The organism is Streptomyces sp. NPDC090022, from assembly GCF_044748145.1.
GTDB lineage: Bacteria > Actinomycetota > Actinomycetes > Streptomycetales > Streptomycetaceae > Streptomyces.
On sequence record NZ_JBIVFN010000002.1, the window covers coordinates 459,534 to 475,948 of the forward strand.

Consider the following 16,415-nt stretch of genomic DNA (forward strand, 5'->3'; position numbering starts at 1 on the left):
GTCGTGGTGCCCGTCATGCGTCGTCCGCCTGCTTCCGCAGTTCCACGGCCAGCTCGTACAGCCCGGCCAGGTCCATGCCCGTCCCCAGCAGGGGGAGCTCGTACGTCGGCACGTCCAGTCCCTCCAGCACCGTCCGCTGCTCCCGCTCCAGCTGTACGCGCCCCGCGTGCTCGGCGGCCTGTTCCAGCAGCGGATCCACCAGCCGCTCCGCCAGGCCCCCGCGGCGCGCGCCGCCGAGGCCGGCCCGCGAGAGCGCCTGGGCCACCTCGGCGCGCCGCTCGCCGGCCGCGGCCCGCAGGGCGTCCTCGTCGAGATGGTGCGGGCGCACCATGTTGACCACGACGTGGCCCACCGGAAGCCCGGCCTCCCGCAGTTCCTCGATGCCGTCGGCGGTCTCCTGGACCGGCATCTCCTCCAGCAGGGTGACCAGGTGCACGGCCGTCTGAGGGGACTTCAGCACCCCCATGACGGCCTGCGCCTGGTTGTGTATCGGCCCGAACCGGGCGAGCCCGGCCACCTCGTCGTTGACGTTCAGGAACCGGGTGATGCGGCCGGTCGGCGGCGCGTCCATGACCACGTGGTCGTAGACGTACGCCCCCGTCCTGTCCTTGCGCTTGACCGCCTCGCACGCCTTGCCTGTCAGCAGCACGTCCCGCAGCCCGGGGGCGATGGTCGTGGCGAAGTCGATGGCGCCGAGTTTCTTCAGGGCGCGCCCGGCCGAGCCGAGTTTGTAGAACATCTGGAGGTAGTCCAGCAGCGCCCGCTCGGCGTCGATGGCGAGGGCGTGGACCTCGCCGCCGCCGGGTGCCACGGCGATCTTGCGCTCCTCGTAGGGGAGCGCCTCCGCCCCGAAGAGCTGGGCGATGCCCTGCCTGCCCTCGACCTCCACCAGAAGTGTCCGTCTGCCCTCGCGCGCGAGGGCGAGCGCGAGTGCCGCGGCGACCGTGGTCTTCCCGGTTCCGCCCTTGCCGCTGACCACCTGGAGCCTGCTCACAGCCACCGAGCCTAATTCCTCGGTGGCGGACGCGGTGGAGGCGGGTGCGCAAGAGCCGTCCGTGGCAGGTACTACCCTCGCTCCCATGACCAAGAAGTTCGAATACGCGACGGTTCCGCTGCTGGTCCACGCCACCAAGCAGATCCTGGACACCTGGGGCGAGGACGGCTGGGAGCTCGTCCAGGTCGTGCCCGGCCCGAACAACCCCGAGCAGCTCGTGGCCTACCTCAAGCGGGAGAAGGCATGAGCGGCGTCGTCGAAGCCCGGCTCGCCGAGCTCGGCCTGACCCTGCCCGAGGTCGTCCCGCCGCTGGCCACGTACCAGCCGGCGGTCCGCTCGGGCGCGTACGTCTACACCGCGGGCCAGCTCCCGATGGTGAAGGGCAAGCTGCCGGTCACCGGCAAGGTCGGCGCGGAGGTCTCCGCGGAGCAGGCCAAGGAGCTCGCCGCGACCTGCGCGCTGAACGCCCTGGCCGCCGTCAAGTCGGTGGTCGGTGACCTCGACAAGATCGCGCGGGTCGTGAAGGTGGTCGGCTTCGTCGCCTCCGCCCCCGACTTCACCGCCCAGCCCGGCGTCCTCAACGGCGCGAGCGAGCTGCTCGGCGAGATCCTCGGCGACAAGGGCGTCCACGCGCGCAGCGCGGTCGGCGTCACGGTCCTGCCGCTGGACGCACCGGTCGAGGTCGAGATCCAGGTCGAGCTGACCGCTTCCTGACGTACCGCGTCCTGGCGTACCGCCCTCGCGGTGGCCCGTTCCCGGGGTGGCCCGTTCCCGGGGTGGCCCGTTCCCGGGGTGGCCCGTTCCCGGGGTGGCCCGTTCGCGCCGTGGCGAACGGGCGGCCTCGGGGGCGGCGCGCCCCGGCCCGCTCGGGGGCTCTCGAACATCGGGCCGGATGGCCGTAGCATCCGCCCATGCCGAATGGTCAGCAGCAACCCCAGGCCCAGCCCCCCGCCGGGGGCCAGTGGTACCCGCCGGAGTGGCCCGACCGGATCCGCGCGCTCGCGGACGGTTCGCTCACCCCGGTCGCTCCCAAGCGCGCCGCCACCGTGATGCTGCTGCGGGACACCGCCGCCGGGCCCGCCGTACACATGCTGCGCCGACGCGCCTCCATGGCTTTCGCCGGAGGCGCGTACGCGTACCCGGGCGGCGGCGTGGACCCGCGCGACGACGACCACCTCGTCGGCTGGGCCGGGCCCTCCCTGGAGCGGTGGGCCGAGCGGCTGGGTACGGACACCGGCACCGCCCAGGCCATCGTCTGCGCCGCGGTGCGCGAGACCTTCGAGGAGGCCGGGGTCCTGCTGGCCGGAGCCGCCGACGGGACCCTCGTCGGCGATGTGACCGGCGACGACTGGGAGGCCGACCGGCAGGCGCTGGTGGCCCGCGAGGTCTCCTTCGCCGAGTTCCTGGACCGTCGCGGTCTGCTGCTGCGCTCCGACCTGCTCGGCGCCTGGGCGCGCTGGATCACACCCGAGTTCGAGCCGCGCCGCTACGACACGTGGTTCTTCGTGGCCGCCCTGCCCGAGGGCCAGCGCACCCGCAACGCCTCCTCCGAGGCCGACCGGACGGTGTGGATCCGCCCGGCCGACGCGGCCGCGGGCTACGACAAGGGCGAGCTGCTGATGATGCCGCCGACCATCTCCACCCTGCGCTCCCTTCAGCCGTACGCCCACGCCGCCGCCGCGCTCGACGCGGCCGCCGCGCAGGACCTGACGCCGGTCCTGGCCCAGGCCGCCCTGGTGGGCGGCGAACTGGTGCTCAGCTGGCCGGGTCACGACGAGTTCACCAAACGGGTGGACCTGGGAGACACGTCGTCGGGAGGCACCTCATGACGGACGCCGCCGCCCTGCCCGGCCAGCCGCGCGGTGTGGTCGCCTCCGGGCCGGCCACCGCCCGCGCCACCAACGTCCTGGCGCCGAACGCCTCGCCGATGACGCTGGACGGCACCAACACCTGGCTGGTCTCCGAGCCGGACTCCGAACTCGCGGTCGTCATCGACCCGGGCCCGCTGGACGACGTACACCTGCGCCATGTCATCGCCACCGCCGAGCGGGCCGGGAAGCGGGTCGCGCTGACCCTGCTCACGCACGGCCACCCCGACCACGCGGCGGGGGCGGGCCGGTTCGCCGAGCTGACCGGTACCAAGGTGCGGGCCCTGGATCCGGCGCTGCGGCTGGGCGACGAGGGCCTGGCCGCGGGGCAGGCGGTCCGCGTCGGCGGCCTGGAGCTGCGGGTGGTCGCCACCCCCGGGCACACCGCCGACTCGCTCTGCTTCCATCTGCCCGCCGACCGCGCGGTCCTGACGGGCGACACCATCCTGGGCCGCGGGACCACCGTGGTCGCGCATCCCGACGGACGGCTGGGCGACTACCTGGACTCGCTGCGTCGGCTGCGCTCGCTGACCGTCGACGACGGCGTGCACACGGTCCTGCCCGGCCACGGGCCGGTGCTGGACGACGCCCAGGGAGTGGTGGAGTACTACCTGGCGCACCGGGCCCACCGGCTCGCGCAGGTGGAGACGGCCGTGGAGAGCGGGTTCACCACGCCCGAGGCGGTCGTGGCGCACGTCTACGCGGACGTGGACCGGTCGCTGTGGCCGGCCGCCGAATGGTCCGTGCGCGCGCAGCTCGAGTACCTCCAGGATCACGGACTGATCCCCGGGGGGCCCGAGTGATCTCGGCGATCAAGCCCCCTGACGGCCCGGTCGGCTGCCTGATCCTCGTGCGGGGTCGTCAGCGGGGCCGGTAGCCGGGTCGTCACCCGGGCCGGTAGCGGGGCAGGTGCTCGGCGAGATCGGCGCCGAGCAGCGGCGTACACCGGCAGGCGAGGAACCGGCCCAGGTCGTCACGTTCCCGCTCGCTCAGCAGGGTGTCCTTGTCGGACAGCAGGATGCCGACGCCGTCGATCACGTCGAAGTCCTCGTCGAGCCCGCGCGCGAGCACGTCGGCGCGCTGGCGGTCCTCGTCGCGGGGTGCGTGGTGCAGGGCGAGCAGCAGGTCCAGGTCGCAGTGGCCGGGCCGGGCGGTACCGCGCGGCAGTGATCCGTACAGGTAGGCGCTGTGCAGCCGGCGTCCGTACGCCTCGGCGACGCGGGAGCGCGCGGTGGCGACGACGGCCGCGAAGGCGGGCTGCACCTGTCCGAGGGAGCCCTCCCGCTCGACGTACCCGTGGGTGTCCGGGGTTTTGTGCTCCATGAGACCACTGTGACGGCTGTGACGGCCGTGCGGGAGGGGGACGCACGGGAGGGCCCCACCCGGGTGGATGGGGCCCTCCAGCGGCAATACGGCGGCGCCGGTGCGCGGCGGCGCCGGTGCGCGGTGGCGCCGTTACGTGACGGTGCCGGCGCGCGCGAGAGGCGTCAGCGCGAGCGCTTCGCCAGGCGCTCGACGTCGAGCAGGATCACGGCGCGGGCCTCCAGGCGGAGCCAGCCGCGGCCGGCGAAGTCGGCGAGCGCCTTGTTGACCGTCTCGCGGGAGGCGCCGACGAGCTGGGCCAGCTCCTCCTGCGTCAGGTCGTGGACGACGTGGATGCCCTCCTCGGACTGCACGCCGAACCGGCGCGAGAGGTCCAGGAGCGCGCGGGCCACACGGCCCGGTACGTCGGAGAAGACCAGGTCGGACATCTGGTCGTTGGTCTTGCGCAGGCGGCGCGCGACGGCGCGCAGCAGGGCGGTGGCCACCTCGGGGCGGGCGTTCAGCCAGGGCTGGAGGTCGCCGTGGCCCAGGCCCAGCAGCTTGACCTCGGTGAGCGCGGTCGCGGTCGCGGTGCGCGGGCCCGGGTCGAAGAGGGAGAGCTCACCGATGAGCTCGCCGGGGCCGAGGACGGCCAGCATGTTCTCGCGGCCGTCGGGGGAGGTGCGGTGCAGCTTCACCTTGCCCTCGGTCACGACGTACAGCCGGTCACCGGGGTCGCCCTCGTGGAACAGGGCGTCGCCGCGTGCGAGGGTCACCTCGCCCATGGAGGCGCGGAGCTCCGCGGCCTGCTCGTCATCGAGCGCCGCGAAGAGCGGGGCGCGCCGCAGAACGTCGTCCACGAGTCTCTCTCCTATGTCGACCGCCTCAGGGGACCGTGTTCCCCATTTTGCCGGACGCATCAAACAGTGCGATCAGTCACAAGGATGCCGGACGTACGGGTGTGCTGGGTGGTGTTACCGGAGGTCCGGGCGGGTGTCAGTGCTCCGCCGTAGGCTGGCCGGGTGTCCAATAAGCCGGTGAGAGCACAGGCCAAGGGGTCCACGGGAGTGACCGGGGCCCGGAATTCAGCTGTGGGCGAACAAGGGGCCGCGAAGGCCCAGGCGGGGCCCACGGCACGGGAAAAGAGCAAAGGTTCGCCCAAAAAAGCGGTTGCGAGCCCCGTGGCCGCGAGAGCAGCGAAGGCCGTGCCCGCGAAAGCAGCGAAGGCCGTGACCGTGAAGGCCGCGAAACCGGAGTCGCGGCTGGCGATGGTCCGGCGGGCCCGGCGGATCAACCGGGAGCTCGCCGAGGTCTACCCGTACGCACACCCGGAGCTGGACTTCCGGAATCCGTTCGAGCTGCTCGTCGCCACGGTCCTGTCCGCACAGACCACCGACCTGCGCGTGAACCAGACGACCCCGGCGCTGTTCGCGAAGTACCCCACGCCCGAGGACATGGCGGCGGCCGTGCCGGAGGAGCTGGAGGAGATCATCCGGCCGACGGGCTTCTTCCGGATGAAGGCAAAGTCGCTGATGGGGCTGTCCGCGGCCCTTCGGGACAACTTCGGGGGGAACGTGCCGGGGCGGCTGGCGGACCTCGTCACGCTGCCCGGCGTGGGCCGCAAGACGGCGAACGTGGTCCTCGGCAACGCGTTCGGGGTCCCGGGCATCACCGTGGACACCCATTTCGGCCGGCTGGTGCGCCGCTGGAAGTGGACCGCGGCGACGGACCCGGAGAAGGTCGAGGCGGAGATCTGCGCGATCTTCCCCAAGAGCGAGTGGACGATGCTGTCGCACCGGGTCGTCTTCCACGGGCGGCGCGTGTGCCACTCGCAGCGGCCGGCGTGCGGAGCCTGCCCGATCGCCCCGCTGTGTCCGGCGTACGGGGAGGGCGAGACGGACCCGGAGAAGGCGAAGAAGCTGCTGAAGTACGAGATGGGGGGCCATCCGGGGCAGCGGCTCTCGCCGCCGCCCGACTACCCGGGCCGGCCGGCCCTCCCGCTGGGCTCGGCGGGCTGACCCGGTCCCGGGCAAGGGGCTGGGCCACGGGCCGGGGCATGGACAGGGGCACGGCCAGGGGGCGCAGGGGTAACCCGCGGGAACCGGTCGCGGGCCGGGTGGAACGAATCCGTACCCGGCCCGCGTTTCAGCCGGTGTACGTCCACGACGGAAGGCAGGGGCGTCTATGACGCGCGGTACGCGGGACGAAGGCGCGGCGGCGGCCGCCGGGCGGAGCGCTCGGACGGGCGCCGCGCACGCCACCGGGCACGTCGCCGGGCACGCGACCGGGCACGCGACCGGGCACGCGACCGGGCACGCGACCGGGCAGGCCCTCGCCGAGGGCGGCGGCGCCGACGGCGGGCCCGTCGTGTCGGTGACCGGCCTGCCGGCCTGGCTCGATCCCGTGGTCGAGGCGGCACGGACCGTCCGGCCGCCGCAGCTGAGCCGGTTCCTGCCGCCCGAAGACGGCCGCGGCCGCCAGTCGGCCGTGCTGATCCTCTTCGGAGAGGGCCCGCGCGGCCCCGAGCTGCTGCTCATGGAGCGCTCGGGCAGCCTGCGCAGCCACGCCGGCCAGCCTTCCTTCCCCGGCGGCGCGCTCGATCCCGAGGACGGCGATCCGCACACCACCGGCCCGCTGCGCGCGGCCCTGCGCGAGGCCGAGGAGGAGACCGGCCTGGATCCGTCGGGCGTGCAGCTGTTCGGCGTGCTGCCCCGGCTCTACATCCCGGTCAGCGAGTTCGTGGTCACCCCGGTCCTGGGCTGGTGGCGCGAGCCGAGCCCGGTGGGCGCGGTCGACCCTGCCGAGACCGCCCGGGTCTTCACGGTTCCCGTGGCGGATCTCACGGACCCGGCACACCGGGCCGTGGCCGTCCACCCGAGCGGCCACCACGGCCCCGCATTCCTGGTCGCATCGGCTCTGGTCTGGGGTTTCACCGCCGGAGTGATCGACCGGCTGCTGCATTTCGCGGGCTGGGAGGAGCCGTGGGACCGGTCACGGCAGGTCCCGCTCGACTGGCGCGCGTGAGACGGTGGCCCACGTGAACGTGCTGGACATCCTGTTGTTGCTCGCGGCCGTGTGGTTCGCGATCGTCGGCTACCGCCAGGGGTTCGTCGTCGGCATCATGTCGGTGATCGGCTTCCTCGGCGGTGGTCTCGTCGCCGTGTCCCTGCTCCCGCTGATCTGGGACCAGGTGACGGACGACGGCAAGCAGGCCTCCACCACGGTCGTGGTCATCGCCGTCGTCGTGATCATCATCTGTGCCTCGATCGGGCAGGCCCTGACCACCCACCTCGGCAGCCGGCTCCGCCGCCACATCACCTGGTCACCGGCGCGCGCCCTCGACGCGACCGGCGGGGCGCTGGTGAACGTGGTGGCGATGCTGCTGGTCGCCTGGCTCATCGGCTCGGCCCTCGCCCGGACGTCACTTCCCACGCTGGGCAAGGAAGTCCGTAACTCCAAGGTGCTGCTCGGGGTGTCCCGGGTGCTGCCCGAAACGGCCAACACCTGGTTCAACGACTTCAGTTCGGTCCTCGCGCAGAACGGCTTCCCGCAGGTCTTCTCCCCGTTCTCCAACGAGCACATCACCGAGGTGAAGGCCCCCGACCCGGCGCTGGCCACGAGCCCGGTCGCCGAGCGCGTGAAGAAGTCCATCGTCAAGGTCGTGGGTACGGCGCCCAGCTGCAGCAAGGTGCTGGAGGGCACCGGCTTCGTGTTCGCGCCCGGCAAGGTGATGACCAACGCGCACGTGGTCGGCGGGGTCGCGGAGCCGACCGTGCAGATCGGCGGCGAGGGCAAGCTCTACGACGGCAAGGTCGTGCTCTACGACTGGCAGCGGGACATCGCCGTCCTGGACGTGCCCAAGCTGAAGGCGCCGCCGCTGGAGTTCACCGACAAGGACGCGGTCAGCGGGAACGACGCGATCGTGGCCGGCTTCCCGGAGAACGGCGCGTACGACGTCCGCGCGGCGCGGGTGCGCGGCCGGATCAACGCCAGCGGCCCGGACATCTACCACCGCAAGACCGTGCGCCGCGACGTCTTCTCGCTGTACGCGACGGTCCGCCAGGGCAACTCCGGCGGCCCGCTGCTGACACCCGACGGCAAGGTCTACGGGGTCGTGTTCGCCAAGTCGCTGGACGACCCGAACACCGGGTACGCGCTGACCGCGGACGAGGTCCGCGACGACATCCGGTTGGGGACGACCGCCACCCAGCGGGTGGGCACCGAGGGCTGCGCGCTCTGACGCGGCGCGGCCCGGCCGGTGCCGCTCGTGTCCCCGGCGCGGGCGGTCCTACGTGCGCTGATGGCGCAGGCGGGCCGAGACCCAGCGGGCCCGCCGGCGCAGGATGCGAGGAATCCCGAGACGAGGGTCGTGGCCCTGCCGGGCCACCCTCTCGTGGGTGCCCGGCGTGGCGGCCGAGCGGCGTTCGCGTGCGGAGTCACTGTGGTCGTGCGTCCAGCCCATACTCCGACCTGTGCCCGTACCCCAAGGTCGGTAACCGCGTTCGGCGCGGCTATTTGGCCTATGCGCCGGGCAATTGAATGCTCACCCGATCGTCGTACGAACACCGGACGGATCGTCAGGGAGTGCGGCGCGCACCGGCGTACGGCTCAGCGGTCGGGCTCGGGGTCCTTGAGCCAGTTGATGAGCTCGGCGCTGAAGGCGGCCGGGTCCTCCTCGTGCGGGAAGTGCCCCAGCCCGTCGAACAGCCGCCAGCGGTAGGGGGCTTCGACGTACTCGCCGGAACCGGCCGCGCTGCGCGTGCGCATCACCGGGTCGAGCGAGCCGTGCAGGTGCAGCGTCGGCACCCGGATCGGCCGCTTCATCCGGCGGTTGAACTGCAGACCGTCAGGACGGGCCATCGAGCGCATCATCCACCGGTACGGCTCGATCGAGCAGTGCGCGGTGGAGGGGATGCACATGGCGCGCCGGTAGATGTCCACGTCCTCCTCCTCGGGCGGCCGCGGCCCCGACCACTCCCGGAGCAGCTCGCCCACCAGCGCCCCGTCGTCGGCGACCAGGCGCCGCTCGGGGATCCAGGGCCGCTGGAAGCCCCAGATGTGCGAGCCGGCACGGGTCTGCCCGAAGTCCGCCAGCATCGAGGCGCGCCAGCGCCGCGGGTGCGGCATGGAGGAGACCACCAGCCGGCGCACCAGCTTGGGCCGCATCACGGCGGCCGTCCAGGCGAGGTAGCCGCCCAGGTCGTGGCCGACCAGGGCGGCGTCCGGCTCGCCCAGCGAGCGGATGACGCCGGTGACGTCGAGCGCCAGGTTGGCCGGGTCGTAGCCGCGCGGGGTGCGGTCGCTGCCGCCGACCCCGCGCAGGTCCATGGCCACGGCGCGGTAGCCGGCGCCGGCGAGGGCCGTGAGCTGGTGCCGCCAGGTCCACCAGAACTGCGGGAACCCGTGCAGCAGCAGGACCAGCGGCCCGTCCCCGACCTCGGCGACGTGGAACCGGGCGCCGTTGGCGGCGACGTCCCGGTGGGTCACCCGGTGCCCGCCGGGGAGGTCGAGCCGTACCGCCGAGGCGGCTGTGGGCGCAGGGGTGGATTCCGGTGTGGGCGCTGTCATGAGGACGAGCGTGTCACACCCACGGCCTTGTCACTCGACGGCCGCGGGTGCGGCTTGACGGTGCCCACGAGCGCGGCCGTCTCCTTGACGGAGGCGATGGTCTTCTCCGGCGGCTTGACCTTCTTGAACTTGGACACGGCCAGCAGCGCGAGCAGGGCGGCGATCAGGAGGAACGCCACGCCCACGATGAGGAAGGACCAGGCGAGGCCGAGACCGAGGTTGTGGATCCCGTACGCGGCGGCGAAGCTGAGCACCGGCAGGGAGAACAGGGCCAGTACGCCGGCCACGCCGATGGCGGCGCCGCCGGCGCCGGCCCGCTTGACGTCCTGGCGGATCTCCGCCTTGGCGAGGGCGATCTCGTCGTGCACCAGGGCGGACATCTCGGCCGTGGCCGAGGCGACCAGCTGGCCGAGTGTGCGCTCGGCTCCTTGCGCCCCTTGGTCCACTGCGCTCATCGCTCTCTCCCTCAAGTCTGCGGCGTCCTGTCGTCACTCAGATCATGCCGGACGACCGCCGTCGGTGCTGGACCCGGCCGCCGCTTCGGCCCTGCGTCGGTGCTCGGCGGCCTTCTCCTCGTAGATCCGCGCCATCCGCCAGTGGTACTCCGGCGTGTGCTCCTCGTAGATGTCCGGGATGCCGTCGCGGTCGTCGTCGCGCTCCTCGCGGTCGGTCAGGGCGCGGTACTTGCGGTCGCGGAGCTTGAGCAGGACGCAGGCCAGGATCGCCGCGATGAGCGAGCCGATGAGGACGGCGGCCTTGATCTCGTCGGTGAGCTCGGGGTCTCCGGTGAAGGCGAGTTCACCGATCAGGAGGGAGACGGTGAAGCCGATGCCGGCCAGGGAGGCCACCGCGAAGACGTCGGGCCAGGCCAGGTCCTCGCTCAGCTCGGCCCGGGTGAAGCGGGCGGCCAGCCAGGTGCCGCCGAAGATGCCGACGGTCTTGCCGACGACCAGACCGAGGACGACACCGAGGGTCTCGGGGCGTGTGAAGACCTGGGCGATCGCCTCGTCGGAGAGGGAGACCCCAGCGGAGAACAGGGCGAACAGGGGGACGGCGAGGCCGGCCGAGACGGGCCGGACCAGGTGCTCGATGTGCTCGCCGGGGGAGTACTCCTCCTCGTCGGTGCGCCGGCAGCGCAGCATCAGGCCCATGGCGACACCGGCGATGGTGGCGTGGACCCCGCTGTTGTACATCAGGCCCCAGATGGCCAGGGCGAGCGGGATGTAGATGTACCAGCCGCGGACGCCCTTGCGGAGCAGGAACCAGAACAGGACCAGGCCGAGGGCGGCACCGCCGAGCTGCGGGAAGCTGATCTCCTCGGTGAAGAACACCGCGATGATGATGATCGCGAAGAGGTCGTCGACGACGGCGAGGGTGAGCAGGAAGGCGCGCAGCGCGGAGGGCAGCGAGGTGCCGATGACCGCGAGGACGGCGAGCGCGAAGGCGATGTCGGTGGCGGTGGGTACGGCCCAGCCCGCCATCGAGCCGTTGCCGGCCATGTTGACCAGGGCGTAGACGAGCGCGGGCACGGCCATGCCGCACAGCGCGGCGATGACCGGCAGGGCGGCGGCCTTGGGTTCGCGCAGGTCGCCCGCGACGAGTTCGCGCTTGAGCTCGATGCCGGCGACGAAGAAGAAGATCGCGAGCAGGCCGTCTGCGGCCCAGTGCTGGAGGGAGAGGTCGAGGCCGAGGGCGGCCGGGCCTATGTGGAAGTCGCGGACGGCGGTGTAGCTGTCGGCCATGGGCGGTGTGTTCGCCCAGATGACGGCGATGACGGCGGCCACGAGGAGGAGGATGCCGCCGACCGTCTCGGTGCGCAGGGCATCGGCCACGAAACGGCTCTCGGGGAGCGAGAGCCGTCCGAGGAGCTTGCGGCGGGGGCTGGGCGTGGCCACGGTGGGGCACCTCCGGGGTGCGTTGGACGGCATGACGAATCGCTTGCCGACCAGACTTCCCGGCGCACCCTGTGATCTTTATTTACGCTTTCAATACCCTACAGGGTGGGCGCGAGGGCTATCCGACGATCTTCACTTTAAGCGCGAAAGGGACATCCGGCGCGGTCGCGCCGAATGCCCCTCACCCGTCTGTGCGCTGCCGGTCAGTCCTCGCTGGCGGCGGACGGCAGCTTGGTCTGGATCAGGTCCATCACCGAGGAGTCGGTGAGCGTGGTGACGTCGCCCAGCTCACGGTTCTCCGCCACGTCGCGCAGCAGCCGGCGCATGATCTTGCCGGAGCGGGTCTTGGGAAGCTCCGCGACCGGCAGGACGCGCTTGGGCTTGGCGATCGGCCCGAGGGTGGCGCCGACGTGGTTGCGCAGTTCGGCGACGAGGGTGCTGTCCTCGTGCGCCGTCCCGCGCAGGATCACGAACGCCACGATCGCCTGGCCGGTGGTCTCGTCCGCGGCGCCCACGACGGCCGCCTCGGCGACCGCGGGGTGCGAGACGAGAGCGGACTCGACCTCGGTGGTGGAGATGTTGTGGCCGGACACCAGCATCACGTCGTCGACCCGGCCCAGCAGCCAGATGTCGCCGTCGTCGTCCTTCTTGGCGCCGTCACCGGCGAAGTACTTGCCCTCGAAGCGCGACCAGTACGTGTCGATGAACCGCTGGTCGTCGCCCCAGATGGTGCGCAGCATCGACGGCCAGGGCTCGGTCAGCACCAGGTAGCCGCCCCCGCCGTCGGGGACCTCGTGCGCCTCGTCGTCCACCACGGTGGCGGAGATACCGGGCAGCGCGCGCTGGGCGGAGCCCGGCTTGGTCTCGGTGACGCCGGGCAGCGGGGAGATCATCATGGCGCCGGTCTCGGTCTGCCACCACGTGTCGACGATCGGGCAGCGGTCACCGCCGATGTGCTTGCGGTACCAGATCCAGGCCTCGGGGTTGATCGGCTCGCCGACCGAACCCAGGACCCGCAGGGAGGACAGGTCGAACTTGGCGGGGATGTCGTCGCCCCACTTCATGAACGTCCGGATCGCCGTCGGCGCGGTGTAGAGGATCGTGACGCCGTACTTCTGGACGACCTCCCAGAAGCGGCCCTGGTGCGGGGTGTCGGGCGTGCCCTCGTACATGACCTGGGTGGCGCCGTTGGCCAGCGGGCCGTACACGATGTACGAGTGCCCGGTCACCCAGCCGATGTCGGCGGTGCACCAGTACACGTCGGACTCGGGCTTGAGGTCGAAGACCGCGTGGTGGGTGTAGGCGGCCTGCGTCAGGTAGCCGCCGGAGGTGTGCAGGATGCCCTTGGGCTTACCCGTCGTGCCCGACGTGTACAGGATGAACAGCGGGTGCTCGGCGTCGAAGGCCCGGGGCGCGTGCTCCTTGGACTGCCGGCCGACCAGCTCGTGCCACCAGATGTCGCGGCCCTCGGTGAAGGCCGTGTCCTGGCCGGTACGCCGTACCACCAGGACGTTCTTGACCTGCGGACACTTGGCGACGGCCTCGTCGATGGCCGGCTTGAGGGCGCTCGGCTTGCCGCGCCGGTAGCCGCCGTCGGCGGTGATGACCAGCTTGGCGTCGGCGTCCTGGATGCGGGAGGCGACGGCGTCGGCGGAGAAGCCGCCGAAGACCACCGAGTGCGCGGCACCGACGCGGGCGCACGCGAGCATCGCGACGACGGCCTCGGGGATCATCGGCAGGTAGACGGCGACCCGGTCGCCGGCCTCGACACCGAGCTCGGTGAGCGCGTTGGCGGCCCGGCAGACCTCGTCCTTGAGCTCGGCGTAGGTGATCGCGCGGCTGTCGCCGGGCTCGCCCTCGAAGTGGAGGGCGACGCGGTCGCCGTTGCCGGCCTCGACGTGGCGGTCGACGCAGTTGTACGCGACGTTCAGCCTGCCGTCCGCGAACCACTTGGCGAAGGGCGGGTTGGACCAGTCGAGCGTCTCGGTCGGCTCCGTGGCCCAGGTCAGGCGCCGGGCCTGCTCGGCCCAGAAGCCCAGCCTGTCGGCGTCTGCCTGTGCATAGGCGTCCGCCGTGACGTTCGCGGCGGCGGCCAGCTCGGCGGGCGGCGCGAAGCGACGCTCCTCCTTGAGCAGGTTGGCCAGGCTCTCGTTGCTCACCGACATCTCCCTTTCCCGGGGTGTCCGTTGTGTCCCCGGGCATAGCTCACCAGCCAGAGGGCCAGGTGGCAAGGCCTTGTCCGAAAATTGGTGTAGACCTATACCGGCGTATGGCCCCTTCCCGCCGCAGGGTGCGGGAAGGGGCCACACGATTCCACGGTTTCGGCGGCGTGTCGGTTCACGGCACCGATGTCACACGCCGCTGTTGACGCGTTCTGTCCAGTTCTCCGCCGGAATGCCCACGCTGTCGAAGACGCGGCAGTCGAAGTGGTCCTCGCCGCCGGTCAGCAGGTAGGCCTGCGCCTCGCCCACGTGGAAGTACATCCCGTGCAGCTCCAGCTTGCCCTCGGCGAGCCGGCGCGCCACGGCCTCGTGGGCCCGCAGATGCTCCAGCTGCTGCACCACGTTGGTCAGGCACAGCTGCTCCACGGCGTCGGCCGGCAGCCGGCCCGCGATCCGCGCCCACGCGTGGTGGCGGCTGGCCATCCGGGCCAGGCTCGGCCGGCCGTGCCGCAGCCAGCGGCGCAGCGGGCTCGGGCTCGGGCTCGGGCTCGGGGGCGCGTCGGGCGAGGAGTTCAGCAGGGCCTGCATCGCCCCGCAGCCCGAGTGCCCGCACACCGTGATGCTCTCCACCTGGAGGACGTCTACGGCGTACTCGATGGCGGCCGCGACCGAGTCGTCACCCGACTCCGCGCCCGGCAGCGGCACCAGGTTGCCGACATTGCGGACGGTGAACAGGTCTCCCGGGCCGCTCGCCGTGATCATGCTGGTGACCAGCCGGGAGTCCGCGCAGGTGATGAACAGCTGGGAGGGCCGCTGGCCCTCGCGCGCCAGCCGTGCCAGCTCGTCGCGTACGAGCGGTGCCGTGTCCCGCTGGAACGCGGTGATCCCGCTGGCCAGCTGCCCCTTGCCACGGCGGGCCGGCGTCGCCGGTGCCTCGCGGTGGTCGCAGTGGTTGGCCCACGGCGTCCAGGGCCGGCAGCACTGGTGGCCGCGCTCGCCCCGGTCGGGATCGGCGATCCGCGCCCCGGAGCGGCCGGTGACCTCCACCGAGCCCCCGTGCGCCACGTGCGAGTCCTGCCAGTCGTGGAGCGCCTCGTACGCCGCGTGGTCCATGAAGGAACCGTCCAGCTCGATCACCGCGTGCGACTGGTGCGGGATCTGGCCCAGCACCCGGCTCAGCCGGGGTACGGCCAGGAAGGTCAACTGCCCGCGCGCCCGCACCCGGTGGACGCCCTCGTCGGGCTGCTCCACGGTGATCCGGGTCCGCGCCAGCCGGTGCAGCGCCACCGCGACCGCCACGGCGATCCCGATCGCGACGCCCTCCAGCACGCCGCCGAGGACGACGGCCACGATCGTCGTCACGTAGACGAGGATCTCCCGGTGCCGGGTGACGGTGCGCATGTGCGTGATGCTGACCATCTGGATGCCGACCGCCATCACCAGCGCGGCCAGCGCGGCCAGCGGGATGAGGTCCAGGACGGGTACGAGCAGCGCGGCCGCGAGCACCACCCAGCACCCGTGCATGATCGACGACCGGCGGCTGACGGCACCGGACTTGACGTTCGCCACGCTGCGCACGGCCACGCCCGTGATGGGCAGTCCGCCGAGCGCGCCGGAGACGATGTTCGCCGCGCCCTGGCCGCGCAGTTCACGGTCGAGGTCGGCGCGCGGCGGGCGGGTGTCCGCCGTGCGCTCGGAGGCGATCAGCTTGTCGGTGGCGACCGAGGAGAGCAGCGACTCGACGCTGCCGACCAGGGTGATGGTCAGCACCGCCGCGATGATCCCCAGGACCGGCCCCTCGGGCAGCTCGGGCAGCGCGTGGCTGCGCCAGGACGGCAGGTCGACGAGGGGCAGGGTGAGCCCGGCCAGGACCGCGAAGGTGGTGGCGGTGGCCACCGCGGCCAGGGCGGCCGGGATCTTGCGCAGCCGTCGGCCGACCCGTCCGGGCAGTCGCGGCCAGCCGAGCAGGACGGCGAACGTCAGGACGCTGACGGCGAGCGCGGCCGGATGCGGGTCGGCCAACTGGCCGGGCAGCCCCTGGACGTTGGCGATGGGCGAGCTCTGCGGGGTGCCGCCCAGGACGATGTGCAGCTGGGCGAGGGCGATCGTCACGCCGATGCCCGCGAGCATGCCGTGCACGATGGCCGGGCTCACCATCAGGGCGGACCGGGCCGTGCGCAGCGCGGCGAGTGCGAGCTGGCAGACACCGGCGAGCACGGTGATGGCGCACGTGGTACGCCACCCGTACCGCTGGATCAGCTCGGCGGTGACGACGGTGAGTCCGGCGGCGGGGCCGCTGACCTGGAGCGGCGCACCACCGAACCGCCCGGCCACGATGCCGCCGGCCGCGGCGGCCACCAGGCCCGCCTGCAGCGGGGCGCCGGTGGCCAGGGCGATACCGAGGGAGAGCGGCAGCGCGATCAGGAATACGGCGATGGATGCGGAGAGATCCGCGGTGAAGCGGGGGGTCATGTCCCGTCTCCTCTGGGCAAGGGGGGAAGCGGCGGGAGTCTCAACACTCGGTAAATGAAAGGTAATGGAGAGTAAAGGACCCTGCCCGACAAAAGGGGCAAATGGCCTACGAATTAACTCTCAGGAGTGATTAAGCATTTTGTCCGGCTTGTCA

At 72.3% G+C, this 16,415-nt stretch carries 15 protein-coding genes; 7 read left to right on the plus strand and 8 right to left on the minus strand.

Features of this window, described 5'->3' with window-relative positions; genetic code table 11:
• Positions 1 to 13 precede the first annotated feature (13 nt).
• Positions 14 to 994, minus strand: coding sequence for an ArsA family ATPase (locus tag ACIPXB_RS06735; protein ID WP_401445386.1), 981 nt, complete (start codon positions 992 to 994; stop codon positions 14 to 16).
• Between the two features lie 85 nt (positions 995 to 1,079).
• Here ACIPXB_RS06735 and ACIPXB_RS06740 point away from each other — a divergent pair, with 85 nt between their 5' ends.
• The 4 genes from ACIPXB_RS06740 to ACIPXB_RS06755 all read left to right on the plus strand — a co-directional run bounded on the left by ACIPXB_RS06740 (position 1,080) and on the right by ACIPXB_RS06755 (position 3,665).
• Complete coding sequence (locus tag ACIPXB_RS06740) at positions 1,080 to 1,241, plus strand: DUF4177 domain-containing protein (RefSeq protein ID WP_007264966.1); 162 nt, start codon at positions 1,080 to 1,082, stop codon at positions 1,239 to 1,241.
• Positions 1,238 to 1,708, plus strand: a complete 471-nt coding sequence (locus ACIPXB_RS06745) for a RidA family protein (protein ID WP_401445388.1) — start codon at positions 1,238 to 1,240, stop codon at positions 1,706 to 1,708. Before ACIPXB_RS06740 ends, ACIPXB_RS06745 begins: the two co-directional genes overlap by 4 nt.
• A 197-nt stretch (positions 1,709 to 1,905) precedes the next feature.
• The gene (locus tag ACIPXB_RS06750) at positions 1,906 to 2,823 is read left to right on the plus strand and encodes an NUDIX hydrolase (protein WP_401445390.1); all 918 of its coding nucleotides are present in this window, start codon (positions 1,906 to 1,908) and stop codon (positions 2,821 to 2,823) included.
• Positions 2,820 to 3,665 (plus strand): MBL fold metallo-hydrolase, encoded by an 846-nt coding sequence (locus ACIPXB_RS06755; RefSeq protein ID WP_401445393.1) that lies wholly within the window; start codon positions 2,820 to 2,822, stop codon positions 3,663 to 3,665. Before ACIPXB_RS06750 ends, ACIPXB_RS06755 begins: the two co-directional genes overlap by 4 nt.
• A gap of 82 nt (positions 3,666 to 3,747) precedes the next feature.
• Here ACIPXB_RS06755 and ACIPXB_RS06760 read toward each other — a convergent pair whose 3' ends face one another.
• The gene (locus ACIPXB_RS06760; protein ID WP_401445395.1) at positions 3,748 to 4,185 is read right to left on the minus strand and encodes a hypothetical protein; all 438 of its coding nucleotides are present in this window, start codon (positions 4,183 to 4,185) and stop codon (positions 3,748 to 3,750) included.
• Between the two features lie 164 nt (positions 4,186 to 4,349).
• Entirely contained in the window at positions 4,350 to 5,024 is a 675-nt protein-coding gene (locus tag ACIPXB_RS06765; RefSeq protein WP_003981529.1) for a Crp/Fnr family transcriptional regulator, read from the minus strand.
• Between the two features lie 345 nt (positions 5,025 to 5,369).
• On the opposite strand from ACIPXB_RS06765, the gene nth reads away from it, so the two are divergent.
• The 3 genes from nth to ACIPXB_RS06780 all read left to right on the plus strand — a co-directional run bounded on the left by nth (position 5,370) and on the right by ACIPXB_RS06780 (position 8,404).
• The gene (gene nth, locus ACIPXB_RS06770) at positions 5,370 to 6,182 is read left to right on the plus strand and encodes an endonuclease III (RefSeq protein ID WP_401445398.1); all 813 of its coding nucleotides are present in this window, start codon (positions 5,370 to 5,372) and stop codon (positions 6,180 to 6,182) included.
• Between the two features lie 166 nt (positions 6,183 to 6,348).
• Complete coding sequence (locus ACIPXB_RS06775) at positions 6,349 to 7,188, plus strand: NUDIX domain-containing protein (RefSeq protein ID WP_401445400.1); 840 nt, start codon at positions 6,349 to 6,351, stop codon at positions 7,186 to 7,188.
• A 13-nt stretch (positions 7,189 to 7,201) separates the two neighbouring features.
• Positions 7,202 to 8,404 (plus strand): MarP family serine protease, encoded by a 1,203-nt coding sequence (locus ACIPXB_RS06780; protein WP_401445402.1) that lies wholly within the window; start codon positions 7,202 to 7,204, stop codon positions 8,402 to 8,404.
• A gap of 368 nt (positions 8,405 to 8,772) precedes the next feature.
• Here the strand turns inward: ACIPXB_RS06780 and ACIPXB_RS06785 are convergent, their stop codons facing one another.
• From ACIPXB_RS06785 to ACIPXB_RS06805, 5 genes are all read right to left on the minus strand, one after another.
• The gene (locus tag ACIPXB_RS06785; protein WP_401445405.1) at positions 8,773 to 9,732 is read right to left on the minus strand and encodes an alpha/beta fold hydrolase; all 960 of its coding nucleotides are present in this window, start codon (positions 9,730 to 9,732) and stop codon (positions 8,773 to 8,775) included.
• A complete protein-coding gene (locus tag ACIPXB_RS06790; protein ID WP_401445408.1) occupies positions 9,729 to 10,187 on the minus strand; it encodes a phage holin family protein in 459 nt (152 codons plus the stop codon). The genes ACIPXB_RS06785 and ACIPXB_RS06790 overlap by 4 nt, the downstream gene beginning before the upstream one ends.
• 42 nt (positions 10,188 to 10,229) lie before the next feature.
• Positions 10,230 to 11,627, minus strand: a complete 1,398-nt coding sequence (gene nhaA, locus ACIPXB_RS06795; protein WP_401445411.1) for a Na+/H+ antiporter NhaA — start codon at positions 11,625 to 11,627, stop codon at positions 10,230 to 10,232.
• Between the two features lie 203 nt (positions 11,628 to 11,830).
• Positions 11,831 to 13,786, minus strand: coding sequence for an acetate--CoA ligase (gene acs / locus ACIPXB_RS06800; RefSeq protein WP_401445414.1), 1,956 nt, complete (start codon positions 13,784 to 13,786; stop codon positions 11,831 to 11,833).
• A 192-nt stretch (positions 13,787 to 13,978) separates the two neighbouring features.
• Entirely contained in the window at positions 13,979 to 16,261 is a 2,283-nt protein-coding gene (locus tag ACIPXB_RS06805; protein WP_401445416.1) for a SulP family inorganic anion transporter, read from the minus strand.
• Positions 16,262 to 16,415: the final 154 nt, after the last annotated feature.